Source organism: Leucobacter sp. G161 (assembly GCF_001482305.1).
In the GTDB taxonomy this organism is placed as follows: Bacteria; Actinomycetota; Actinomycetes; order Actinomycetales; family Microbacteriaceae; genus Leucobacter.
This window is the reverse complement of record NZ_LOHP01000029.1, coordinates 1-23,987: the sequence shown is the minus strand read 5'-3', so window position 1 is coordinate 23,987 and position 23,987 is coordinate 1. Positions and strand designations below refer to the sequence as shown.

Below are 23,987 nucleotides of genomic sequence, written 5' to 3'. Positions count from 1 at the left end.
CACCGCGGGTCGCGAACGCTTCGGCCCCCATGTCGAACGGGGCGCCGGCCAGTTCGACCGCGCGCACGCGGCCGCCCAGCTCAGGCGCTGCTTCGAGGACCGTCACGCGAGCGCCCGCGAGCGCGAGCTCCCGCGCGGCGACGAGGCCCGCAACACCGCCGCCGACAACGGCGACGTGTGGGCTAGCGGTCATGTGCGAGCTGCACGATGCGCGTGAGCACATCGGGGTCGGTCGTTGGCGGGACGCCGTGCCCGAGGTTGAGGATGTGTGCGGGTGCTCGCTCGCCTCGCGCGAGCACATCGGCGACGTGGGCTTCGAGCACCTCGGGCGGCGCGCTGAGGAACGCCGGGTCGAGGTTGCCCTGGAGCGGGAACAGGTCGCGCAGCCGGGCGCTCGCCTCATCCAGCGGGAGTCGCCAGTCGACGCCGACCGCATCCGGGTCGAGCGCGGCGAGCTCCTCAAGCAGGTGCCCCGAGCCCACCGCGAAGTGGATCACCGGGACCCGCAGTTGCGTCGCCGTGTCGCGCGGGTTCGGGAACCTGAACTCGCGCGCCAGGCTGAGCGCGCGCCGCGATGCCGGGGCAACGTTCGCACGGTACGCCTCCACGCTCAGCGAGCCCGCCCACGAGTCGAAGAGCTGCACGGCGCTCGCGCCGGCCTCGATCTGAGTCTCGAGGAACACCGCGCTGAGATCAGCCGCCCACGCGAGCAGCTCACGCCAGGTCTCGGGATCCGAGTGCATGAGCGCACGCGCGCGCAGGTGCTCGCGCGACGGCCCACCCTCGACGAGGTAGGCGGCGAGCGTGAACGGCGCACCCGCGAACCCGATGAGCGGCGTCTCCCCGAGCTCCGCTACCGTCAGGGCCACAGCATCGCGGATCGGGCCGATTGCCTCCCGCATCCGCTCAGGCGTGAACTCAGCCTTGACTCTGGCGACGTCCGCGGCGGTTCGCACGGGCTCCGCAAACACGGGTCCCGTGCCGGCAACGAGGTCGACGTCGACACCCGCGATCAGCAGCGGCACGACGATGTCGCTGAAGAACACAGCCGCGTCGACGCCGTGCCTGCGCACGGGCTGCAGCGTAATCTCGCTCGCAACCTCAGGGTTCAAACAGGCGTCGAGCATACGATGCTCAGATCGCAGTGCACGGTATTCGGGGAGCGATCGCCCCGCCTGCCGCATGAACCATACGGGGACGCGTTCGGGGCGCTCGCCGCGGAGGGCCTGCACCAGCGGAGAATCGCTCGTGGCACCGGAGACAAGTGGGTGGGTTTCGCTGAGAAGTTTCATCGATCGAGATAGTAACCCATAGATCTGATGTGATAGATCAGATGTGTTCAGCTTGGGGTGGTTTGCTGGGTCTTGTCCCACGCACCGACCGCTCGAACCGAGATCATTCCATGCTTCTTTCCCTTTCTGTCAGCCTCGATAGCGCCCCGTTCGAACTCCTCGAATCACTCTCGAAGCGCTCAACGGAGATCGCTGCGGGGCTCGACGACCCCACGCTCACCGCTGGCTCCGTCGTCGTGGCAACGTGCAACCGGTTCGAGGTGTACGCGGAAACCGGGCAGGATCGCAGCGCCGAGATCCTCGCGCGGGTTGCGGCCGCCGCGCACGTCGACCGGACCGAGCTCCGAGCCGTCGCAGCGCTCGCGACCGAGCACGCCACCGCCCAGCACCTGTTTGCGGTTGCGGCTGGCCTCGAGTCCGCCGTCGTCGGCGAGAGCGAGATCGCGGGTCAGGTCAGGCGCGCGCACGACGACGCCCGCGACCGGGGCACGCTCACCCACGATCTCGAACACCTGTTCCGCACCGCAACGCGCACCTCGCGCGACGTCGGGCACCGCACCGACATTCGTTCAGCCGGCCGCTCGCTCGTGCGACTCGCGCTGCGGATCTCCGAGGCCCGGGTCCCCGATTGGGGCACCGTGCGCGTGCTCCTCATCGGCACCGGCGCCTACGCTGGCGCGACGGTGACCGCGCTCCGGGCCCGCGGCGTCGAGACGATCCGCGTGTTCTCACCCTCCGGCCGCGCCGAGGCCTACGCCGAACAGCACGACCTCTCCGTCACCCACCGGGACGACCTCGAGGCTGCCCTCGCGGAAGCAGAGCTCGTCATCGCCTGCACCCGTGCGGAGGAACCGGTACTCACCGCCGAGCTCCTCCGCCCGGTCGCGGACGCCGCCCGGCCCCGACTACTCATCGACCTCGGAATGCCGCGCAACATCGATCACGCGGTGGCCGAGCTGCCCGGCATTGACCTGCTCGACATCGAGGGGATCGCGAAGCACGCTCCGGTAGCGGAACTCAGCACCGCCGCAGAAGCGCAGGACATCGTGAGCCAGGCAGCGGCGGAGTTTTCCGCCTCGCGCGCCGAACGCGACGCGCTCCCGGCGCTGCTCGCACTCCGCACCCATGTCTTCGGCATCCTCGAAGACGAACTCTGCCGCGCGAGGATCGCCTCTGGCTCCGCCGCGGACGCCTCAGCGGGCTTCGCCGCAGACGAGGCCACAGACGCCGCATCTGCCAAGTCCGCTGCCGCCCGCACCGCGGAGGTCGAGGCTGCCCTGCGACGCTTCACCGGCAAGCTCCTCCACACCCCGATGACGCGGATCCGCTCGCTGGGCCGCGAGGGCCGTGTGCCCGATGCTGCGGAGGCGCTGGAGACGCTGTTCGGCATCGATTCGGCAGCCCTCGGCAGCGGCCACGAGTAGCCGGGCGCGGTGCGGATCAGCGACTAGCTCAGCCGCCGGGCCTTGCCTCGAACGAACACGAGCATCACGAGCCCACTAAACATGAGCAGCACCGTGGCGGGCCCGGCAAGCTCGAGACTCAGGCCCGCGCCACCGCCGTCTCCGTGTGCGTCGATGCCACCCGTTGCGAGAAACGTGCTTGGGTCTGTGAGGCCGTGAAGCAACATCGCCCAGATGAGATTCCCGGTCACCCGCATGACGAGGTACATGAGCACGCCAAACACGAAGGTGTAGGCGAGTGTGCCGAGCACCGTATTCAGCGACTGCCCGGTGAAGATGTTCACGGCGTGCATCGCCGCGAACAGCAGCGAGGACACCGCCGCCACGACCCACTCCGAGTAGCCGCCGCGACGCAGCAGGGTGACCGTCAGGCCACGAAAGAGCAGCTCCTCGGAGAACCCGATGAACAGTCCCGAGGCAAACGCCATCGCGACGACCCCCGGGCCGTACGCGCCATAGTCAATCCCGATGAGTCGCAGCACGACCGGGAGCATGACGACGGCGGGCGCGAGCCACATCCACCAGGAACGTCCGACCGGCTGTGCGGTGAACAGCGGGCGCGGCAGCCAGCCGAGCGACCACGCGAAGCCGAGCAGGATTACCGACCCGATCATCACCGGTAGTCCGAGACCAGCGAACACACCCCCCGGCGTCGCGAAGACGTTCTGGGCTACCAGATCTCGGGTAAGCGGCAGAAATGCGAACGGGGCAAGTTGATAGGCGACCGCATACCCAGCGACCACAAGCAGCGCCCGCCACCAGCCGCCCCGAGCCCAGAACGTGCGCCACCGAGATTCCCGGTGTTTGGTGTCGAGCGTGTGCATGGCGATCCCCCGTTCGCGTACGCCGCCGATGGGCTGCGTCTGTGCGGAAAATCGTACTCCTCGCACGCTCACACGAACAGAGGTGCTTCACTTCCAAGAGTGCGCGCCAGGTCTCTCGCTGTGTGCTCGCCTGCCTTCCTCTCCGACCCTATTAATTCAGACCAACTCTTGCGAAGGCCGAACACCGGTCGGAATGGATTACACGGGGGTTTGAGGATGCATGCCGCGCGGCACGCCGGGGCATCACGGCGCAAGCACGGAGGCATGCCGGGCGACTGCATGGGAGCGAGGCTGCCGCAGGCCGTTCCGAGGCTTGTCGGGTTAGCCCGCGGCGATCCGCTCGGCGACGCGGGCGCGCACGATCGCGTGAATCTCCTCCGGAGTGCCCGAGGCGTCGACGATGAGGAAGCGGCCTGGTGAGGCAGCCGCGAGGTCACGGTAGGCGCTCCGCACGGCCTCGTGGAACTCCTGCTGCTCGGCCTCGAGCCGGTCGTCCTCGCGTGACGCACGCCGTGTTGCCGCGACCTCGGGTGCGAGGTCAAACAGCACGGTCACGTCGGGCCACAGGCCCTGAGCGGCCCACTCGCTGATGCGCCGCACCTCGTCGACGTCGAGCACACGGCCAGCGCCCTGATACGCGAGGGAGGAGTCGATGTAGCGATCCTGCACGACGACCGCGCCGCGAGCGAGCGCCGGGCGTACGACCTGGGCAATGTGCTGCGCGCGATCTGCCGCGTACAGGAGCGCCTCCGCGCGCGGATCCACCGCACCAATCTCGTCGCCGCCGTGCAGCAGGATTCTCCGCACCTCAACGCCGAGCGGGGTGCCGCCTGGCTCGCGCGTGCGCACCACCTCGCGGCCCTCGCCCATCAACCAATCCTCGAGCAGGGCCGCCTGCGTCGTCTTTCCGACACTGTCCCCGCCCTCGAGCGTGATGAACATGCGCCGGCTACTCCGCTGCTGCCGCGGCAGCCTCGGCGGCTTCTGCGGCCTTCTTCGCGGCGTTCGCCTTGCGGGTCTCAGCGGCCTTCTTCGCGGCTGCCGAACGGGCCGGGTCAACGGCCTTCTTGGCCGCGGCCGTCTTCGCAGCTGGCTTCTTGGCCGCCGTCTTCTTCGCGGCGGGCTTCTTCGCGGGAGCCTTCTTCTTCTTGGCTGGCCCCTTCGCGCGCTTGATTGCGAGCAGGTCGATTGCGCGCTCGAAGGTGATGTCCTCGACGGAGTCGCCGCGCGGGATCGTCGCGTTCGTCTCGCCGTCGGTGACGTACGGACCGAAGCGGCCGTCCTTCACCTTCACGGGCTTGCCGCTCACGGGGTCAGCCTCGAATTCCTTGAGCGCAGCGCTCGCCTTCTTCGCGCCGTACTTCGGCTGCGCGAGCACCTCGAGCGCGCCGGGCAGGTCGATCGAGAAGATCGCGTCCTCGCTCGGCAGCGTGCGGGTGTCGCTGCCCTTCTTCAGGTACGGGCCGTAGCGGCCGTTCTGCGCGGTAATCGGGTCGCCCGACTCGGGGTCGTTGCCGACCGTGCGGGGCAAGTCGAGCAGCGCAACGGCGGTGTCGAGGTCAACGGTCGCAGGGTCCATTGATTTGAACAGCGACGCGGTGCGCGGCTTCTCGCCCTTCGGGAGCTCCTCGTCTTCGTTCGGTAGCTCCTGCACGTACGGGCCGAAGCGGCCGTTCTTCGCGATGACGCGCTTGCCGGTGACCGGGTGCAGGCCGACGACGCGGTCCTCGAGTGGCTCGGCGTCCGCGAGCTCGTGCGCGCGGGCGGGCGTGAGCTCGTCGGGAGCCATGCCATCGGGGATGTTCACGCTGCGCGGCTTGAGCTCGCCGTTCTCGTCGACCTCGCTCTTCTCGTCGTACACCTCAAGGTAGGGGCCGTACTTGCCGTTGCGGAGCGAGATCTGGTCGTCGATGCGGATCGTATTGATCGCGCGGGCGTCGATCTCGCCGAGGTTGTCAACGACGCCGCGGAGTCCGGGGTGGTTGTCGCTGCCGAAGTAGAAGTCCTTCAGCCAGGCGGAGCGGTCGGTCTTGCCGGCGGCGATCTCGTCGAGATCGCTCTCCATCTCAGCGGTGAAGTCGTAATCGACGAGCGCCGCGAAGTGTTCCTCGAGCAGCCGCACCACGGAGAACGCGATCCAGCTCGGCACGAGGGCCTGGCCCTGCTTCGAGACGTAGCCGCGATCCATGATCGTCGACACGATGGCGGAGTACGTCGAGGGGCGGCCGATGCCGAGCTCCTCGAGGCGCTTCGTGAGGCTCGCCTCGGTGTAGCGCGGCGGCGGGCTCGTCTCGTGCTTCTTCGCCTGCGGCTCGTTGATGCCAAGCTGCTGGCCCTCGACGAGCTGCGGGAGCGAAACGTTCGCCTTGTCAGCGTCGCCGCGCTTCTCGTCCTTGCCCTCTTCGTAGGCGAGGAGGAAGCCGGGGAACGTGATGACGGTGCCGCTCGCGGTGAACTCTGCGTCGGTGCTGCCGTTCGCTTCGGCGACCGGCACGCCGACGGTGACCGTCGCGGTCGATCCCTTGGCATCTGCCATCTGGCTGGCGACGGTGCGCTTCCAAATGAGGTCGTACAGCGCGAACTCGCCCTGCGTGAGCTTGCCCTTCAGCTCGCTCGGACGCTGGAACTCATCGCCTGCCGGGCGGATCGCCTCGTGCGCCTCCTGCGCACCCTTCGACTTGCCCGTGTAGACGCGGGGCTCGGCCGGGACGGTCTGCGCCCCGTAGAGATCCGCTGCCTGCGAGCGCGCGGCCTGAATCGCCTGCTTCGAGAGCGTCGGCGAATCAGTACGCATATAGGTGATGTGGCCGTTCTCGTACAGCGACTGCGCGAACGACATTGTCTGGCGCGAGCTGTAGCGGAGCTTACGGGAGGCCTCCTGCTGCAGCGTCGAGGTCGTGAACGGCGCCGCCGGACGGCGGGTGTGCGGCTTCGTTTCGAGCGAGCGAACCTCAGCTTTGGGGCCGGCGTCGAGCGCGCTCGCGAGCACCTCGGCGCGTGTGCCGTCGAGCGCGATTGCCCCGGCCTTGACGGCCTTCGGGCTCAGCTGGCCGCTGTCGTCAAAGTCGCCGCCCGACGCGACACGCTTGCCGTCGAGGCGCACGAGCTTGGCCTCGAACGGCACCCGGTCGATTGCGTCGTCGGCCGGTTCGAAGCGAGCATCGATGCTCCAGTACTCGGCGGAGGTGAAGGCGAGTCGCTCGCGCTCACGGTCGACGACCAAGCGGGTCGCTGCGGACTGCACGCGGCCAGCCGACAGCTTCGGGGCAACCTTGCGCCAGAGCACCGGCGAAATGTCGTAGCCGTAGAGCCGGTCAAGGATGCGGCGGGTCTCCTGCGCGTCGACGAGCGCGATGTCGAGGTCGCGGGTGTTGGATTTCGCTTCCTCGATGGCGTCCTTGGTGATCTCATGGAACACCATGCGGTGCACTGGCACCTTCGGCTTCAGCACCTCAAGGAGGTGCCATGCGATGGCCTCACCCTCGCGGTCCTCATCAGTTGCGAGCCACAGCTCGTCCGCATCTTTCAGGGCCCGCTTGAGCTCGGTGACCGTCTTTTTCTTGTTGTCATTGACGACGTAGTAGGGCGTAAAGCCGTCCTCAACGTCGACGCCGAACTTCCCGAAGGGACCCTTCTTGAGTTCGGCCGGGAGCTCCGAGGGTTCCGCGAGGTCGCGAATGTGGCCGACGGATGCGACGACGTGATAATCGTCGCCGAGGTAACCACCGATCGTGCGCGCCTTTGTCGGCGACTCCACGATGACAAGCTTCTTGCCCACGGCACTCCAATTCTTGCTTTGTATCCCGTACACGCGATTCGTCGCGCAGGGCTCCCTGCACGGCAACGATACACACAGTCGCGTGAGAATCTGTCATTCATTCTCCCGGACCCGGCCCGCAGTCGTCGTCGCCGATGGGCTCCTGGTACGCCGAACGGGAACTTTCGTGAGAATACTCCCACAAGATCGCAGAACCCATAGCCCCGTCACGGGTTATCCTGGACTTCCATACTCCCCTATCTCAGAGGCCACACACGTGAGCGCTAGCTTCTTCGCCCTTCTCGATGACATCGCCGTACTCGCTAGGGCCGCTGCAGCGTCCATCGACGACGTGGTTGCGGGGGCAGCGAAGGCCTCGGCGAAGGCCGCCGGCGTCGTAATCGACGACGCCGCAGTATCGCCCCAGTATGTGCAGGGCTTGACCCCGAAGCGGGAACTCCCCGTCGTCTGGAAGATCACACGCGGCTCGCTCATGAACAAGGCAATCATCATTGTCGGCATCATGCTCTTGAGCACGTGGGCGCCATGGATTTTCCCGTGGTTGCTTCTCGCCGGCGGCACCTACCTCGCATACGAGGGCGCCGAGAAGGTCTGGCATTGGATCAAGCCCTCGCACTCCGGCACGGCCGGGGTCGAGCAGGTAGTGGAGCGCACCACGACAGACGAGAAGCAGATGGTGTCGAGCGCGGTGCGCACGGATCTCGTGCTGAGCATCGAGATCATGCTTATTTCGCTCGCGAACATTGAGGCATCGAGCTGGGGTATCCGACTCGCGACGCTCATCGTTGTCGGTCTGCTCATGACGGTTGCTGTCTACGGTACCGTCGCGCTGCTCATCCGCATGGACGACGTCGGGTTCTGGCTCATCAAAAAGCCAGCGCGCTGGCTGCAGTCGATCGGCACCGGCCTCGTGAAGGCAATGCCGTGGGTGTTTAAGGGTCTCACCGTCGTCGGCGCGCTTGCGATGCTCTGGGTCGGCGGCCACATTCTGCTCGTGAACCTCGGCGAGGTCGGTTTCGCCGCGCCTTACGACCTCGTGAGCTCGATCGTGGGTGCGGTGAGCGCACCAGGAATCGTCACCTGGCTCCTCGATTCGAGCCTCTCCGCCGTGTTCGGACTCGCCTGGGGCGCCGTCGTGATGCTCGTGCTCGCGCTCTTCGCGCGCCTGCGCTTCAAGCAGCCGGCCGCCCGAGCCTCGTGACCAGCCGACCCGAACGGCGACAATTGCGCGGGCCCGTCAGGGATACAGTGATGCTGTGAAAGTACAGGTTCTTGTGATCGCTGACTGCCCGAGCGCGGCGCCAACCATGACGCGGCTGCGTACTGCGCTCGACGCGGTTGGACTCGGCAGCGTGCCAGTTGAAGAGCAGCTCATCGAGTCTCGTGACGACGCGACTCGTTTCGCGTTCGCGGGCTCACCGACGATCCTCATCGACGGGGAAGATCTGTTTCCCGGCGCCAGCCGCACAACCGACCTTGCCTGCCGGGTCTACCCGACTGCGTCCAGCCTCGCTGGCTGGCCGGAGGTGGAAGCGATCTCTGCGGCGCTCACAGCTTCACTCGACGGTGCACGAGACAGCGCGCCAAACAGCGCTGAGGGTAGCGTCCCGGGCGCCCCCGGCGGCGCAGTGTGAACGGAGCGCGCCGCTTCACTCGGGATTCTGCTCCGTGTCTCGGAGGCCCGCTCCGGCTTCTCTCGCGGTGACCGGCTTCGGAGCACGCCACCACTCAGCCGCACAAGCATCTCCGTGACATCGCACGGCTCCGCTGCAACACACCCCTCAGCCATGAGGCGGGCCAGCACGCGCCTCCCGTGTCACCGTCATCAGCCCACTGCGCACCACCACAGTGATCCGCGCCTCCAACTGCGATTCGGCGAGGTCACAGCGCGCCACCGTCGCACCGTGACGGGTGGCGAGCTCACCGGCAAGGCCGCAGGGATCCGTGTCCGTAGCGACCGCGATGCCGAGCATCGCGTCGGCAGCTGCGAGCGCAGCTGCGTCCGCGGCGTTTACAGCGCGAGCGCCCGCGACGACGGTGCCCGACGCGACGAGCACCGGCACCCCGAGCAGGATTGTCCCGGCCGCCACAGCGACCATCACCGGGACGCTCACGGCTGCGCACCCCCGCCCACCGCTTCAGACTTCGCCGCGCATCCACGCCCAGTTACCGACAGGGCCGCGAGGATCCCGGCGTCTGGCCCCATCGTCGCAGCAACGCAGAGCACCCGTCCGTCGTCGTTTCGGGTAATGCTGATGCTCCCCGTGACGCTGCTGAGCCGGGCTGCGGCGAGCGCGCTGTCTCCGCGTGCCTCCAAACGCGCAACATCGCCCGCGAGGGCGGTCAGCGAGACCCGTTGCGCTGCGAGCTGCACGCTCCCAACGACGAGTCCGAGCACGAGCAAGACCGCCGGCACCGTGATCGCGAACTCCGCGGTCACCGAACCTCGGCGGTCAGCGGCGAGGGCGCCCAGCAGCATCGTTAGCCTGCGCTGCCGAGCGCATTTTGCACGAGTGACAACAGCATCGCCCGGACTTCCTCCGACCGCATAATCACGATGAGCAGCCCGGCGAACGCGACCGCAGCCATGATGACGAGCGCGTACTCCGCGGTGACCGCACCGCGTTCGTCCGCGAGGAACCTCCGCAGCTGACCGCGACCTCGCTCCCGCTCCCGCTCCCGCCCCGAAAAGCCGCCGCCTCGTGGCGCTGGTGAGGAATACGTGGGACGTGTTCTCGTTGGGGTTGTGCCTGTTTTCAGGCCTGTCGCACTCATGTTGCTCTCCTATTCTGTGCACGGGCCGCTCCGGCCGACTGCCGTCTCGATTCCCGTCTTTGCCTTCGATGGTCGCCGAGTTATCGCTTCGCGTGCGCCCCGATCCCGGATGTGTGGACTGCTCGCGTCCGCGTGCGGCAACGGTGCCACTGTGGAGAACGGCTCGGTGCGGGTGAACGCTCGATGAACATGCGTGGGTTGCGGCTGCACCGCCGCCTGAGACGACCATGCCTGGGTATCGTCGAAGCCACAGCGCATGCCGCTCCCTGCAGCGAAGCGGTAGCGTCGCTCCGCTCACCCGCGCAACCATTTGGAGATGCAGTGACAGCCAACACGCTCCGCCAGGCCCCGCAGACTACGGGGCTCCTCTGGCTCCTCGCCCCGCTCTGGTACCTCCTGTGCGAGGCGGTGACGGCCACGGCCTTTGACGGCTACAGCTACGCGTATTTCTACATCAGTGATCTCGGGGTCGCTGAGCACGGTGACTTCGAGGGGCGCATGCTCGCCTCGCAGATCCCGGAGGTGATGAACGCAGGGTTCATCGGTTCTGGCCTCCTGTTCCTGCTGGGTCTGTGCGTTCTCTGGCCGTCCCTCGAGGGCGGAGCATCACGCTGGTACTTTCTCGGCGCGGGCGTGCTGCACACCGTCGGGATCACGTTTGTCGGGCTCGTGCCTGGCTCCCCTGCGAATGCCACCTCGGGGCTCATGACTATCCACGTGGCAGGCGCGATTAGCGCGATCGTTGGCGGTAACCTGGCGGCGATCCTGTCGCACTTCGCGCTCCGCACGTACTTGCCGAGCGCAGCGCAGCGCCTCATCGGCCCGGTCCTCGGCGGTCTCGGGCTACTGAGCGCGCTCCTGCTCGTGCTGCACGCGCTGGTTCCAGATGGGGTGTCCGAGCGCGGAGCCGTCTACACGTTTTTTGCGTGGCAGTTCCTCATGGCGATCGCGCTCCTGCGCATCCCACGCGCGGGAGCAAGCGGCGCCAGCGCGGTCACATCGGCAGCAGATCACCGAACAGCGTCACGATCACGGGGACAACGCCGACAGCGATGAAGGCCGGCAGCACGCAGGTGGCGAGGGGCACGAGGATCCGGATCCCGAGCCGCTCCGCTTCTCGCTCAAGCTGCGCCTGGGTACGCGTACGCACCTCACCGGCGGCATCGAGCAGCAGCGTGGAGGCTGGCACGCCGACCGCCGTTGCCGTATCGAGTGCGCTGGCGAGCGGCCGATCGGCGCGAAGGCTATCGAATGAGATCCATTCCGCTCCGGTGTCGGACACGGCGTCTGCGACGCGGCGAAGCGCGTGTTGCGGCGGAGCCCCGCCCGCGAGCGCGATCCACATGAGTTCACACTCGAGACCGGCGACGCGGTCTTGGTCTGCGACCCGCGACGTGAGCACGCTGGTCCACCGCATCCCAACGATCTGCAGGAGGAGTCCGACGAGCAGCAGCACCATTCCGAACGGGGTAATGAACACCGGCAGCGGATCGAACCCGAGCAGAAAGCTCACTGCGAGGGCCGCGAGCGGCAGCCACGACACCAGCCGCGCGGTCAAGCGTGGCCCCGCGAGCAACACCTCGCGCTTCTGGGCGACCTCGACGATCCCGCGAAGTGCGGCAGCAATCCGATCGAGGGCCGGGGCAAATGGTGCGCCGCTGCTCTCCGCGAGGTGCCACGCGGCGCCGAGTACCCGCCACTCGGGCCCGTCGATGTGTGCGAAGGCATCGCCGACACCGCTCCCATCGCGTACGAGGCGCGCCACTTCCCGCGTCTGCACACTGTCGATGTCGCGGGCGAGTGTCTGCACCGCCAGTGCGGGTGACATGCCTCCGCGGAGCAGCGCCGCACAGCGGGTTGCCGTCGCCGCTGCCGTGGCGACGGGCGCATCTGCGCGTTTCGTGCCGGCCCGGACCAGGCCGATCCGGCGGAGGAGTTCGCCGGCCCGGCCGCCCGCCTGCTTAGCGTCCGCGGCCCGCTGCGTCATGCGCCGCCACCTCCAGCGTGCCGTGGTCGCCGATGCGCAGCTCACCCAGCTGCTCAATGCGGTGCACCCCACCGCGGCGGCTCACGTGGACGATAAGGTCGAGCGCCATGGCCTGCCGCGCCAGCGTCTCCGGACCGAGCCCGGCGAGCATGCCGAGCGCTTCGAGCCTGGCGGGAACATCGCGAATGCTGTTCGCGTGCAGTGTGCCAGCGCCGCCCTCGTGCCCGGTGTTCAGCGCGGCGAGCAGCGTCACGATCTCGGCGCCCCGGCACTCCCCCAGTACGATCCGGTCTGGCCGCATCCGCAACGCCTCACGCAGCAGCCTGTCGAGCCCGATCTCGCCCGCGCCCTCAATGTTTGCCTGCCGTGTTTCGAGCGAGACGTGGTGCAGATGCGTTGGCCGCAGCTCTGCGACATCCTCAATCGACACGATCCGCTCTTCAACGGCCACCAGCGCGAGGAGCGCGTTCAGCAGCGTCGTCTTACCGCTCCCGGCTCCGCCGGTGATGAGCAGGTTCCGGCGAGCTGCCACGCTGCGCTGCAGCACCTCAGCGACCCGCCTGGAGCACAAGCCACCGGCCGCGAGCTCGGTGAGGTCAGGGGATCGCAGCGCCGGTAGCCGAATCGAGAGCACGGGACCGGACACGGCGACCGGGTCGAGCACCGCATGGACCCGAATCCCGTCACCGAGACGGACATCGGCGACGGGGTTGAGTTCGTCGAGGTGTCTGCCACCCGCGGCGATGAGCGCAATGGCAAGCCTGCGGACTTCCGCGGCGGGCGCTTCCCACCCCGAGATCGCTTCGGCCCCCTGCCCGCGATCGATCCACAGCTGGCCCTGCCCCTCGCGCACGTGCAGCATCACGTCGCGAACACCCGGATCGTCCAACAGCGGTAACAGGCCCCCGAGCGCTCGGCGGGCGTCACCGCCCAGCGCGGTCGACCGATGCGCCCTGCTCTGCCGCTCTCCCAGTTCCATATTCCCAGGCAATCCGAGCGCGCGTGCCGCCGCAACCATCCCGTGGGAAATGTGCACGGTGTGCCGAGGTCCCCTCTTTCGGGGGGCCTGGGGAGGGAGCTTTGGGGTCTACCATGAAGCGAGACAATGACGTTTCCTGATTGAAAGGGTAGCCATGAGCGACGATCACGGCACTATCGAAAGTCTTTCTTCCCTCGCACACGACGAACAAGAGAGCTACCCCCCTTCCGCGGACTTCCGCGCGCAGGCCAACCAAAACTCTTCGGAGATCTACCTCCGCTCGGCTGCGGACCCCGAGGCGTACTGGGCAGAGCAGGCGCAGCAGCGCCTCACCTGGCGCAAGCCGTTCACCGAGGTGCTCGACTGGACGAACCCACCGTTTGCGAAGTGGTTCGCGGATGGGGAGCTCAACGTCGCCGAGAACTGCCTCGACCGGCACGTGGCAAACGGGCTGGGGGATCGAGTTGCATACTATTTCGAGGGTGAGCCCGGGGACACCCGCACCCTCACGTACGCTGAACTCACCCATGAGGTGAAGCGGGCAGCCAACATGCTCACCAGCCTTGGCGTCACCGCCGGGGATCGCGTTGCGATCTACATGCCGATGATCCCGGAGACGGTCATCGCGATGCTCGCGGTCGTCCGGCTCGGAGCAGCACACTCCGTCGTCTTCGGCGGCTTCAGCGCCGAAAGCCTCCGGTCACGCATCGACGATGCAGAGGCTGAGGTCGTCATCACCGCTGACGGCGGTTTCCGTAAGGGGCGCGTATCACCGCTGAAACCGGTCGTGGACCAAGCTCTCGGGCTTGAGAACGCCGACGGCAAGCCGAGCACCGTCAAGCATGTACTCGTCGTGCAGCGCGGCGGCAACGACATCGATATGCAGGCGGGCCGCGACCTCTGGTGGCACGAGGAGATCACTGCGTTCGACGGCGAGCACACCGCGCAGGGCTTCCCTGCTGAGAACCCGCTCTTCATCCTGTACACCTCAGGCACCACCGGTCGCCCGAAGGGGATCCTGCACACCTCCGGCGGCTACCTCACCCAGGTCGCGACCACGCACAGCGACATCTTCGACCTCAAGCCCGAGACCGACGTGTTCTGGTGCACGGCCGACGTCGGGTGGGTGACCGGACACAGCTATGCCGTCTATGGACCACTCGCGAATGGCGCAACGCAGATCCTCTACGAGGGCACACCCGATTCGCCCGACTGGGGCCGCTGGTGGCAGATCGTTGAGAAGTACGGCGTCACCATTTTCTACACGGCGCCCACCGCGATCCGCGCCTGCATGAAGGTGGGTCGCCAGATTCCCGAGCAGTACGACCTCTCGAGTCTGCGACTGCTCGGCAGCGTTGGCGAGCCGATCAACCCCGAGGCGTGGCGCTGGTACCAGGAGGTCATCGGCGGCGGGAAGACCCAAATCGTCGACACCTGGTGGCAGACCGAGACCGGAGCAATCATGATCTCGCCGCTGCCCGGACTCACCTCGCTCAAGCCAGGCAGCTCGCAGATCGCGCAACCCGGCGTCGCTGTGAGCGTCGTCGACGACGACGGCAACCCCGTACAGAACGGCAACGGTGGTCTGCTCGCGGTGGATCGGCCGTGGCCGTCCATGGCCCGCACCGTCTGGGGCGATCCGCAACGATACATCGATACCTACTGGGGCAAGTTCGGCGATAAGTACTTCGCAGGTGACGGGGCTCGGCTCGATGAGGACGGCGACATCTGGTTCCTCGGCCGCGTCGACGACGTGATGAACGTCTCGGGCCATCGCCTCTCAACCACCGAGATCGAGTCGTCACTCGTCGGCCACCACGCGGTCGCGGAGGCCGCGGTTGTCGGCGCCGACGACCCCACGACGGGGCAGGCTGTCGTGGCGTTCGTGATTCTCAAGTCGCAGCAGCAGCTGCTCACCGAAGCGGACGCGGAGCAGGAGCTTCGCTCGCACGTCTCGGCACACATCGGTGCGATTGCGCGGCCGCGAAACGTGTACCTGGTGAACGAACTGCCGAAGACCCGCTCGGGCAAGATCATGCGGCGCCTCCTCAAGGATGCTGCCGAAGGCCGCAAGATCGGTGACACGACGACGCTCGCCGACACCATGGTGATGCAGCTCATCTCCGACAGTGTCGTCGCGGAGCGTGAGAGCGCGAAGTAGCACGCCGCAGAGACGAGAGGGGCGGTGGATCCAAGTGGATCCACCGCCCCTCTCGTGCGTTCGGAGGCGAGCTCCGAGCGAGTCTTAGTCGCGTACCCGGAAGATGAACTCCACCTCGACCGGGGCGTCGAGCGGGAGCACCGAGACGCCGACTGCCGAGCGGGCGTGAATGCCCTGATCGGCGAACACCTTGCCGAGGAACACCGATGCGCCGTTCGCGACGGTGGGCTGGCCGGTGAACGACGGGTCAGACGCGACGAAAGCGGTCACCTTCACGACCTGCTCAACGTTGTCGAGCGACCCCAGCACGCCGCGAACCGCAGCAAGCGCGTTCAGCGCGCAGAGCTGCGCGAGCTCCTCAGCCTGCGCTGGCGAGACGAGCCCTTCGCCCTCGCCGACCTTGCCCGTGGCAACGAGTGCGCCATTCGCGAAGGGCAGCTGACCCGACGTGTAGACGTAGTCGCCGTCACGTATCGCCGGGACGTACGCCGCAACCGCTGCGACGATCTCGGGGATTTCGAATCCAAGTTCGCTGATGCGATCCTCGATCACAGATGCCATGTTTAGGCCCTTCTCTTGAGATAAGCAACGTTGCCGCCGGCGGGACCCTCGATAATTTGCACGAGTTCCCAGCCCTGTGCTCCCCAGTTATTGAGGATCTGAGCTTCGTTGTGCAGCAGCAGCGGAGTCACAAAGTACTCCCAACGCGGTGCTTCTGGGGTGTCACTCACGTGAGACTCCTTCTTGAACGTAACGGGTGAAATTGCCGAGATTCGGCGCGAGCGGCGCTGATTGCCAGCTTTTATCGCCTACCCTTGAGTCTATGACCCCAAAGGCCACAAAGTCTTCGCGCGTACCCACAGCTAAACCTCGTTCAGCTGGTGGCGTGCTCGGCGGAATCCTCGGTGCGGTTGCCATGAGTGCCATCGCCGGCATTCTTGTCACCGCAGCAGTCACCCCCGTGGTGGCGCTCTCGGGCGCAGCCGCAACCTCAGCTGTCAGCATCTTTGAGAACCTGCCAAGCAACCTGAAGCCTGGTGCGCTCGCACAGCCGAGCACCCTGTGGGCGAAGCAGGGTGACAAGAACGTCAAGATCACCGAGTTCTATGAGCAGGACCGTATCCCGGTCGGCTGGGATGACATCTCACCGTATGTGAAGGACGCACTCGTTGCGATCGAGGACCCGCGCTTCTACACCCACGGCGGCGTCGACGCTCTCGCGGCATCGCGCGCGGTCGTGCAGAACGTTGCCGGTAGCTCCGGCCGCTCGGGCGCTTCGACGATCACCATGCAGTACGTGCGCAACGTCCTCGTGCAGGAGTCGACGGCGATCCCCGACCCCGAAGAGCAGGACGCCGCGTACGAGCTTGCCATGCAGGAGAGCATGGACCGCAAGCTCAAGGAGATGAAGCTCGCGATTGGGGTGGAGAAGAAGTTCACCAAGGACGAGATCCTCACCGGCTACCTGAACATCACTCTGTTCGGCCGCCAGGTCTACGGCATCGAGTCAGCCGCGCATTTCTTCTTCAACACCACCGCGAAGGATCTCACGCTTCCACAGGCAGCAAGCCTCATCGCGATCGTGAACCGTCCGACGGCGTACCAGCTGGACATTGAAGAGAACATCCCCGCGAATAAGGAACGACGCGATCTCATCCTGCGACAGATGCTCGCTCACGGCAAGATCACGCAGGCGCAGCACGACGAAGCGGTAGCGACCCCCGTCGAGCCCGTGATCACGCAGCGAGTTCAGGGCTGTGCCGTCGCGGAGCAGACCTACGGCCTTGGCCACTTCTGCGACTACGTGCAGAACCAGATCAAGAAGGATGAGCAGTTCGGCGCTGACGCTGAAACCCGCGACTTCAACATGCGTCGCGGCGGCCTCGACATCTACACGACGGTCGACCTCGATCTCCAGAAGGCAGCAACCGACGCAGTCCGCGGAAACGTTCCCCAGGTGATGGAGGGGATTGACGTTGGCGGCGCCACGGTGAGCACGGAGGTCGGTACCGGCCGGGTGCTCGCCATGGCCCAGAACAGGCCCTACAGCAACGATGAAGCGCTCATGTCGCAGGGATACACCTCAATCAACTACAACACCGACCAGAGCGACGGCGGCTCCTCCGGCTTCCAGGTCGGCTCAACGTTTAAGGCTGTTACTCTCGCCGAGTGGATCCGCACCGGGCACTCCGTGCGCGACGTCGTCAACGCCAGCGGCCGCACCATCCAGGAATCCAGCATTCGCGCGAGCTGCGTCGACGGTGGCGTCTACGGTTACGGCTCGTGGGAAGCGAATAACGATAACCTCGGCGTTCGCGGCAACCAGTCTGTGTTGACAGTCATCGGTCAGTCGCTCAACGGTGGCGTGATTTCGATGCAGCAGCAGATGGATCTCTGTGACACCTTCGACATGGCCGACCGGCTGCTCATGCACCGCGCCTCGAAGATGACCAACACGGACCTGCCGAACTACGACACGTACAACCTCACGCGCAACCCATCGAACGTTTACGGTGGTACCGACGAGATGGCCCCCATCACGATGGCCACCGCGTTCGGTGCGTTCGCTGGCAAGGGCAAGGTCTGCACCCCGGTCGCCATCGACTCGATCACCGGGCCCGACGGCGAGCCAGTGCCATTCAAGAAGGGCGAATGCTCTGAGGCGCTCTCGCCAGAGGTCGCCGCGGGCGTCGCCTACGCACTCGAGTACACGATCTCCAACGGCATCGCCCGCCACGCGGCGTCCGCGTTCGGCACGCCGCACCTTGCGAAGACCGGAACCACCGACAGCTACATCGATAACTGGACGGTCGGCGCATCGAGCAAGGTCGCGACCGCGACCTGGGTCGGCAACGTCGGCCCGAACCCGCAGTGTCTCGGACAGGTAGGGTGTGAGCGCGTCGATACGCGTAACTTCGGCGGCTACCAGGGTCTCACCGCAGCGGACAGCCGCATCTGGCCGGCAGTCATGTACGTCGCCGATGAGAAGTACGGCGGCGAGGGCTTCGGCGATCCAGCCGAGACAGCGCTCAAGCAGACCATGGTCAACGTTCCCGACGTCCGCGGCAAGTCCTTCGACGAGGCCGCAAGCATCATCACGAACGCTCGATTCGCATACCGCGACGGCGGCGAGGTTGACTCGTCAGTGCCGAAGGGCATGATCGCCAGGACCGACCCGGGCATCGGTGCCGCGACCGGACTTGGCGCCGAGATCACGCTGTACCGCTCGCGCGGCAACGCAGGCGCGGTACCTGGCGGCCTCGGTGGCATGACCGCGAACGAGGCAGAGAGCGCGCTGAAGTCGGCCGGCTTTACCTCGGTGAGCGTCACGTGTGCTGCCGACGGCAAGGTCGACAAGGGCAAGGACAAGGTGAAATCTGTCTCACCCGCCGCTGGCGAAGAGATCCGTTTGAACGAGCGCGTCACGCTCAGCGTGAACTGCTCGTAGTCGGCGACGGTAGGAACGATGACGCGTTCACCGCGCTCTAACACCGCTGCGGCCCTGGGATGGGCCGCAGCGGGCGTGCTGCTCTGGTCGACCGTGATCGAGCGACGTCTCTTCACCGTTCGACGCCTCGAAGTCCCGGTGCTGCGCGAGGGCGCGGCCCCCGTCAGGGTGCTGCAGCTCTCCGACCTGCACCTGGCCCCGTGGCAGACGAACAAGATGAACTGGGTGCGTTCACTCGCAGCGCTCAAGCCCGACCTCGTTGTGCTCACGGGTGACCTCATGGGGCACACCGGGGCGCGGCCATCGCTGTTGCACACGCTCGCAGCGTTTGCAGGCACGCCGACGGTGTTCGTGCACGGCTCCAACGACTACTACGGGCCGAAGCTGAAGAACCCGTTGAAGTATCTCAAGGAGCCGAGCCGGCTCAGCACTCGCGAGCAAGATATCGACAACGCGAAGCTGACGGCCGGGCTCGAAGAGTTGGGGTTCCTGAACCTCAACAACTCCGCAGCCTCACTCCAACTGCGCGGTTCGCAGTTGGACTTCTTCGGACTCGATGATCCGCACATCAGGTTTGATGATGGCGCTCAGATGCGGTCGGAGATTGCCGCGCAGGGGCTCGGCTTCGACGAGCGCGCCGACAACGCCCCCACCCGCATCGGCGTCGTCCACGCCCCCTACCAGTCGGCGCTTGGCGAGCTCCTCGACGAGGGCGCCGATCTCATCCTCGCCGGCCATACACACGGCGGCCAGGTACGCGTCCCCGGCATCGGTGCGCTCACCTCCAACAGTGACCTCCCGAACGACCAAGCCCGTGGCTTGAGCGTCTGGTACGACGCACACCGCGCCGCGTACCTCAATGTGAGTGCCGGTCTGGGCAACTCGATCTACGCGCCGGTGCGCTTCGCGTGCCGACCCGAGGCGAGCCTCATCACGCTCAGCGCGCCTGGCGTCTAACGCGCTGGTGTAGGGGCGCGCTAGACGCCCCTACACCGCCGTGGAGCCCGTTCAGTCAGCCAAGGGTGGCAAGGAAGCTCGCGAGTCGCCCTGCGGCCTCCTGCGTCGCCTCAGCGGTATTGAATGCGCTGAGCCGGAAGTGCCCGGCCCCGGTCGGCCCGAAGCCGACCCCGGGGGTGCCGACGATCTGCGCCCGTTCGAGGAGCGCATCGAAGAACTCCCACGAATCCATACCGCGCGGGCAGCGGAACCAGACGTATGGGGAGTGCTCGCCGCCCACAGCGGCAACGCCGGCGGCTTCAAGGGTCTCACGGATGAGGCGCGCATTCGCCAGGTAGTACTCGACGTCTGCCTGCACCTGCGCACGCCCGGCCGCGCCATAGGTCGCTTCTGCCGCACGCTGCACAATGTACGGGGTCCCGTTGAACTTCGTCGACTGCCGCCGGAGCCACATCGCATTCAGCGAGACGCCATCGCGCCGCAGGTTCCGGGGCACGACCGTCCACGAGCAGCGCAGCCCGGTGAAGCCGGCCGTCTTCGAGAACGAACCAAATTCGATCGCTACCTCGTCAGCGCCCTCGATCTCGTAGATCGAGCGCGGCACATCGTCGCCGGTGATGAAGGCCCGGTAGGCGACGTCAAAGAGGATCACGGCGCCGGTTTCCCGCGCATACTCGACCCACTTAGTGAGGTCGTCGCGCGACAGCGTCGTGCCCGTCGGGTTGTTCGGGGAGCACAGGTAGATGAGTTCGACGGGTTTGGCTGGAAGCGCTGGCCGGTACTCGTTCGTGTCGTCGCAGGGCATGTAGGTCAGGCCCGTCCATCGTTCCCCGTCGAAGCTGCCGATCCTGCCCGCCATCGCGTTCGAGTCAACGTAGACCGGGTAGACCGGGTCGGTAACCGCGACACGTGCGGTCTCCGAGAAGAGTTCTTGGATGTTCGCCGAGTCTGACTTCGAGCCGTCGCCGATGAAGATCTCGTCGGCCGAGACGTCGACGCCGAGCGCGGCGTACTCCCCCGCAGCAATTGCCTCGCGGAGGAACCCGTAACCGGCCTCCGGGCCGTATCCCTGGAACGATGCGGCTGCCGCCTGCTCGTCCACCGCGCGGTGCAGTGCCTCGACGACCGCGGGTGCAAGCGGGCGCGTGACGTCACCGATCCCGAGCCGGAGCACGCGCGCCTCAGGGTGCTGTGTCTCGAAGCGGCGAACCCGCTCCGCAACCTCGCTGAAGAGATACGACTGGGGAATCTCCCCGAAGTGCTGGTTGGTGATCATCGGGGAGATCCTGTCTGTTCCGGTGGGTTAGTCGGAGAGTTTGGCTGCGACGACCTCGGCGATCTGCACGGTATTCAGTGCAGCGCCCTTGCGCAGGTTGTCGTTCGAGACGAAGAACACGAGCCCGCGGCCAGCGGGGGCCGACTGGTCGGCGCGGATGCGGCCGACGTAGCTGGGATCGTTGCCAGCAGCCTCGAGTGGCGTCGGCACATCGCTGAGCTCAACACCGGGAGCCGCCGCGAGCACCTCGCGTGCGCGGTCAGCGGTGATCTCGTTCGCGAACTCCGCGTGGATCGCGAGCGAGTGCCCGGTGAAGACCGGGACCCGCACGCAGGTGCCTGAGACGAGCAGCTCGGGGAGGCCGAGAATCTTCCGGCTCTCGTTGCGCAGCTTCTTTTCCTCGTCGGTCTCGCCCTCGCCATCGTCGACGATTGAGCCGGCGAGCGGAACGACGTCGAACGCGATGGTCTTCTCGTACACCGCAGGTGCAACGAAATCGATGGCGCGGCCATCGTGCACGAGCGCCTCGATCTTGCCCGTCTCAACGGCTGCCGTCACCTGGCCGGCGAGTTCCGCGACGCCTGCGAGGCCCGATCCCGATACAGCCTGGAAGGTAGTGACCTGCATGCGCTCGAGGCCGGCCGCGGCGTCGAGCGCTTTCATGACCGGCATCGCTGCCATGGTCGTGCAGTTCGGGTTGGCGATGATGCCCTGGCCAGCGGCGACGGTCGCGTCGAGCGCTTCGGGGTTGACCTCGCTTACGACGAGCGGGATGCTCGGATCGAGTCGCCACGCGCTCGAGTTGTCGATCACGATGGCGCCCGCCGCGGCAAACTCAGGCGCGTACTGCTTCGATGCGGCGCCACCTGCCGAGAACAACACGATGTCGAGGCCGGTCTTGTCTGCCGTCGCGACGTCTTCGACGGTGAGCTCCGCACCGCGGAACGGCAACGTGGTGCCCGCCGAGCGCGCGCTCGAGAAGAGCCGCAGCGACGCGACCGGGAAATCACGCTGTTCGAGGAGGGCACGAATGACGGTGCCGACCTGTCCCGTTGCGCCAACGATGGCGACGGAGAAACCCTGCTGTGCAGTCATGTGTGTGGATCCTGTCCTTCTGGCTCGGATGAGTGTGGTGGCCTGCGTCAGCGGCCGGTGCCCGCGTAGACCGTCGCCGAGTGGTCAGCGTCGAGCCCAAATGCGGTGTGGAGCACACGCACGGCCTTCTCCATGAGGTCGGCGCGGGTGACAACGGAGATGCGGATCTCGGAGGTTGAGATCATCTCGATGTTGATGCCCGCTTCGTAGAGCGCGCGGAACAGCTGTGCCGAGACGCCAGAGCTCGTGCGCATGCCGGCACCGACAACGGCGATCTTTGCGATCTGGTCGTCGTACAGCAGCGTCTCGTAGCCGAGCGCCTCGCGCTCAGCTTCGAGCACCTCGGTGACCTTGCGGCCTTCCTCCATCGGCACGGTGAAGGAGATGTCGGTGCGGTTCGTGTCGGCCGCGGAAATGTTCTGGACGATGATGTCAATGTTCGCGTTCGTCGATGCGACGACCTCGAAGATCTGCGCTGCCTTGCCCGGAATATCGGGAACGCCGCCCACAGTAATCTTCGCTTCGCTCGCCTCGGCGGCAACGCCAGTGATGACCGACTCTTCCACAAGATCTCCCTTCGGGTGCCCAGTCTTGGGCGTGTACACAACGGTTCCCGGCTCGCCTGAGAAGGACGATCGAACGTGCAGCTCGACGCCGTGTCGGCGCGCGTACTCGACAGCGCGCAGGTGCAGCACCTTCGCGCCCGCGGCTGCGAGCTCAAGCATCTCCTCGGAGGAGATCGCGTCGATCTTCTTGGCGAGCGGGGCGACGCGCGGATCGGTCGTGAAGACCCCGTCAACGTCGGTATAGATTTCGCACCGATCAGCGTCGAGCGCCGCGGCGAGGGCGACGGCGGTGGTGTCAGAGCCGCCGCGGCCCAGGGTGGTGATGTCTCGCGAGTCACGGCTGAACCCTTGGAAGCCTGCGACGATTGCGACGGCGCCCGAATCGAGCGCCTCTCGCACACGGCCAGGGGTCACGTCGACGATCTTCGCGGAGCCGTGGTCGGGCGTCGTGATCATGCCAGCCTGGCTGCCGGTGAACGACAGCGCCTCAACGCCCATGCCCTTGATGGTCATTGCGAGCAGCGCCATCGAGATGCGCTCGCCCGCGGTGAGGAGCATGTCGAGCTCGCGCGGCGCCGGGATCGGCGTGCAGTCAGCGGCCAGATCGAGGAGTTCGTCGGTGGTGTCGCCCATGGCGCTCACCACAACAACGACCTCGTTGCCGGTGCGGCGGGTCTCGACGATCCGCTTCGCGACGCGCTTAATGCTCTCCGCGTCGGCGACAGACGACCCCCCGAACTTCTGCACGATCAATGCCACGAGGGTCCTCCTTGGTTCTGGGCCAGGTTTCAGTCTAGCGGTCACCACATGCGCCAACCGCGCCCGCTCAGCTGTTCGTGACGAAGCGTTACTCGATCGAGCGGCCTGAAGCCCGCAGAAGCTGCACGCGAAGAGGCATTGACGTCTCTTTTATTCGACGATGCGTCGGCCCTCAAAAGCGCGACCGAGCGTGACCTCGTCCGCGAACTCGAGATCGCCGCCCACGGGAAGTCCCGATGCGAGACGGGAGACCGGCACCTCGATGCTCGTGAGGAGCCGCGAAAGGTACGCTGCGGTGGCTTCACCCTCAAGGTTCGGATCGGTGGCGATGATGACCTCACGGACACGATCATCGCCCGTGGCCTCACCGAGCCTGCGCATGAGCGCGGGAATGCTCAGGTCGTCTGGGCCGATCCCATCGATCGGGCTGATCGCACCGCCGAGCACGTGGTACAGCCCACGGAACTGACGGGTGCGCTCGATCGCGACAACGTCCTTGGGTTCTTCGACAACGCAAATGAGCGTGTGGTCGCGACGCGCATCCGAACAGATGCTGCAGCGGACCTGCTCGGTGATATTGCCGCACACCTCGCAGAAGCGCACACGCTCGCGCACCTCGGTGAGCAG

23 protein-coding genes are annotated in these 23,987 nt (G+C 66.5%); 7 read left to right on the top strand and 16 right to left on the bottom strand.

All coding sequences use genetic code 11. The features are described 5' to 3' along the window. The coding region (locus tag AUL38_RS17660; RefSeq protein ID WP_059059228.1) for an FAD-dependent oxidoreductase at positions 1–193 on the bottom strand (193 nt) is incomplete at its 3' end. Beyond that, the gene (gene hemE, locus AUL38_RS03020; RefSeq protein WP_059059226.1) at positions 183–1,292 is read right to left on the bottom strand and encodes a uroporphyrinogen decarboxylase; all 1,110 of its coding nucleotides are present in this window, start codon (positions 1,290–1,292) and stop codon (positions 183–185) included. The genes hemE and AUL38_RS17660, both read right to left, overlap by 11 nt. 110 nt (positions 1,293–1,402) lie before the next feature. Between hemE and AUL38_RS03015 the strand changes: the two genes are divergently transcribed. Further along, positions 1,403–2,716, top strand: a complete 1,314-nt coding sequence (locus AUL38_RS03015; protein ID WP_059059223.1) for a glutamyl-tRNA reductase — start codon at positions 1,403–1,405, stop codon at positions 2,714–2,716. A 23-nt stretch (positions 2,717–2,739) separates the two neighbouring features. On the opposite strand, the gene AUL38_RS03010 is transcribed toward AUL38_RS03015, so the two are convergent. From AUL38_RS03010 to topA, 3 genes are all read right to left on the bottom strand, one after another. Then, the gene (locus tag AUL38_RS03010; RefSeq protein ID WP_059059233.1) at positions 2,740–3,579 is read right to left on the bottom strand and encodes a CPBP family intramembrane glutamic endopeptidase; all 840 of its coding nucleotides are present in this window, start codon (positions 3,577–3,579) and stop codon (positions 2,740–2,742) included. Between the two features lie 321 nt (positions 3,580–3,900). Next, positions 3,901–4,521 carry a dTMP kinase gene (gene tmk, locus AUL38_RS03005; RefSeq protein ID WP_059059221.1) on the bottom strand — a complete coding sequence of 207 codons (621 nt, stop codon included), beginning with the start codon at positions 4,519–4,521 and terminating at the stop codon, positions 3,901–3,903. Positions 4,522–4,528: 7 nt separating this feature from the next. Further along, positions 4,529–7,357: a type I DNA topoisomerase gene (topA, locus tag AUL38_RS03000; protein ID WP_059059219.1), complete on the bottom strand. Its 2,829-nt coding sequence runs from the start codon at positions 7,355–7,357 to the stop codon at positions 4,529–4,531. Positions 7,358–7,613: 256 nt separating this feature from the next. On the opposite strand from topA, the gene AUL38_RS02995 reads away from it, so the two are divergent. Together AUL38_RS02995 and AUL38_RS02990 are read left to right on the top strand one after the other, a co-directional pair. Further along, positions 7,614–8,558, top strand: coding sequence for a DUF808 domain-containing protein (locus AUL38_RS02995; protein ID WP_059059217.1), 945 nt, complete (start codon positions 7,614–7,616; stop codon positions 8,556–8,558). A 55-nt stretch (positions 8,559–8,613) separates the two neighbouring features. Next, positions 8,614–8,991: a thioredoxin family protein gene (locus AUL38_RS02990; protein ID WP_201023669.1), complete on the top strand. Its 378-nt coding sequence runs from the start codon at positions 8,614–8,616 to the stop codon at positions 8,989–8,991. Positions 8,992–9,138: 147 nt separating this feature from the next. Here AUL38_RS02990 and AUL38_RS02985 read toward each other — a convergent pair whose 3' ends face one another. Genes AUL38_RS02985 through AUL38_RS17965 form a run of 3 tightly spaced genes read right to left on the bottom strand, consistent with a single transcriptional unit; the run spans position 9,139 to position 10,006 of the window. Further along, positions 9,139–9,471 carry an Rv3654c family TadE-like protein gene (locus AUL38_RS02985; protein WP_059059215.1) on the bottom strand — a complete coding sequence of 111 codons (333 nt, stop codon included), beginning with the start codon at positions 9,469–9,471 and terminating at the stop codon, positions 9,139–9,141. Beyond that, on the bottom strand, positions 9,468–9,836 hold the full coding sequence (locus AUL38_RS02980; protein ID WP_235590580.1) for a pilus assembly protein: 369 nt from the start codon (positions 9,834–9,836) through the stop codon (positions 9,468–9,470). Before AUL38_RS02980 ends, AUL38_RS02985 begins: the two co-directional genes overlap by 4 nt. Before the next feature lie 2 nt (positions 9,837–9,838). Further along, complete coding sequence (locus tag AUL38_RS17965) at positions 9,839–10,006, bottom strand: DUF4244 domain-containing protein (protein WP_369795289.1); 168 nt, start codon at positions 10,004–10,006, stop codon at positions 9,839–9,841. A gap of 447 nt (positions 10,007–10,453) precedes the next feature. On the opposite strand from AUL38_RS17965, the gene AUL38_RS02970 reads away from it, so the two are divergent. Beyond that, a complete protein-coding gene (locus AUL38_RS02970; protein ID WP_059059211.1) occupies positions 10,454–11,188 on the top strand; it encodes a DUF998 domain-containing protein in 735 nt (244 codons plus the stop codon). On the opposite strand, the gene AUL38_RS02965 is transcribed toward AUL38_RS02970, so the two are convergent. Together AUL38_RS02965 and AUL38_RS02960 are read right to left on the bottom strand one after the other, a co-directional pair. Then, positions 11,127–12,119, bottom strand: coding sequence for a type II secretion system F family protein (locus AUL38_RS02965; RefSeq protein WP_059059209.1), 993 nt, complete (start codon positions 12,117–12,119; stop codon positions 11,127–11,129). The genes AUL38_RS02970 and AUL38_RS02965 overlap by 62 nt on opposite strands. After that, positions 12,094–13,098 carry a CpaF family protein gene (locus tag AUL38_RS02960; protein WP_059059229.1) on the bottom strand — a complete coding sequence of 335 codons (1,005 nt, stop codon included), beginning with the start codon at positions 13,096–13,098 and terminating at the stop codon, positions 12,094–12,096. Before AUL38_RS02960 ends, AUL38_RS02965 begins: the two co-directional genes overlap by 26 nt. 154 nt (positions 13,099–13,252) lie before the next feature. On the opposite strand from AUL38_RS02960, the gene acs reads away from it, so the two are divergent. Then, positions 13,253–15,259 carry an acetate--CoA ligase gene (gene acs, locus AUL38_RS02955; RefSeq protein WP_059059208.1) on the top strand — a complete coding sequence of 669 codons (2,007 nt, stop codon included), beginning with the start codon at positions 13,253–13,255 and terminating at the stop codon, positions 15,257–15,259. 84 nt (positions 15,260–15,343) lie between these two features. Here acs and AUL38_RS02950 read toward each other — a convergent pair whose 3' ends face one another. Together AUL38_RS02950 and AUL38_RS17065 are read right to left on the bottom strand one after the other, a co-directional pair. Then, complete coding sequence (locus AUL38_RS02950) at positions 15,344–15,820, bottom strand: RidA family protein (RefSeq protein ID WP_059059206.1); 477 nt, start codon at positions 15,818–15,820, stop codon at positions 15,344–15,346. Positions 15,821–15,822: 2 nt separating this feature from the next. After that, positions 15,823–15,990, bottom strand: coding sequence for a DUF4177 domain-containing protein (locus AUL38_RS17065; RefSeq protein WP_153006446.1), 168 nt, complete (start codon positions 15,988–15,990; stop codon positions 15,823–15,825). A 92-nt stretch (positions 15,991–16,082) separates the two neighbouring features. On the opposite strand from AUL38_RS17065, the gene AUL38_RS02945 reads away from it, so the two are divergent. Together AUL38_RS02945 and AUL38_RS02940 are read left to right on the top strand one after the other, a co-directional pair. Then, entirely contained in the window at positions 16,083–18,707 is a 2,625-nt protein-coding gene (locus tag AUL38_RS02945; protein WP_059059204.1) for a transglycosylase domain-containing protein, read from the top strand. Positions 18,708–18,725: 18 nt separating this feature from the next. Then, positions 18,726–19,664: a metallophosphoesterase gene (locus AUL38_RS02940; RefSeq protein WP_059059202.1), complete on the top strand. Its 939-nt coding sequence runs from the start codon at positions 18,726–18,728 to the stop codon at positions 19,662–19,664. Positions 19,665–19,719: 55 nt separating this feature from the next. Here AUL38_RS02940 and AUL38_RS02935 read toward each other — a convergent pair whose 3' ends face one another. From AUL38_RS02935 to recR, 4 genes are all read right to left on the bottom strand, one after another. Next, positions 19,720–20,940 carry an LL-diaminopimelate aminotransferase gene (locus AUL38_RS02935; RefSeq protein WP_059059200.1) on the bottom strand — a complete coding sequence of 407 codons (1,221 nt, stop codon included), beginning with the start codon at positions 20,938–20,940 and terminating at the stop codon, positions 19,720–19,722. A 27-nt stretch (positions 20,941–20,967) separates the two neighbouring features. Further along, positions 20,968–22,035, bottom strand: coding sequence for an aspartate-semialdehyde dehydrogenase (locus tag AUL38_RS02930; protein WP_059059199.1), 1,068 nt, complete (start codon positions 22,033–22,035; stop codon positions 20,968–20,970). Between the two features lie 47 nt (positions 22,036–22,082). Continuing rightward, entirely contained in the window at positions 22,083–23,360 is a 1,278-nt protein-coding gene (locus AUL38_RS02925) for an aspartate kinase (protein ID WP_059059197.1), read from the bottom strand. A 150-nt stretch (positions 23,361–23,510) separates the two neighbouring features. Further along, on the bottom strand, positions 23,511–23,987 hold a 477-nt coding region (recR, locus tag AUL38_RS02920), incomplete at its 5' end, for a recombination mediator RecR (RefSeq protein WP_059059195.1).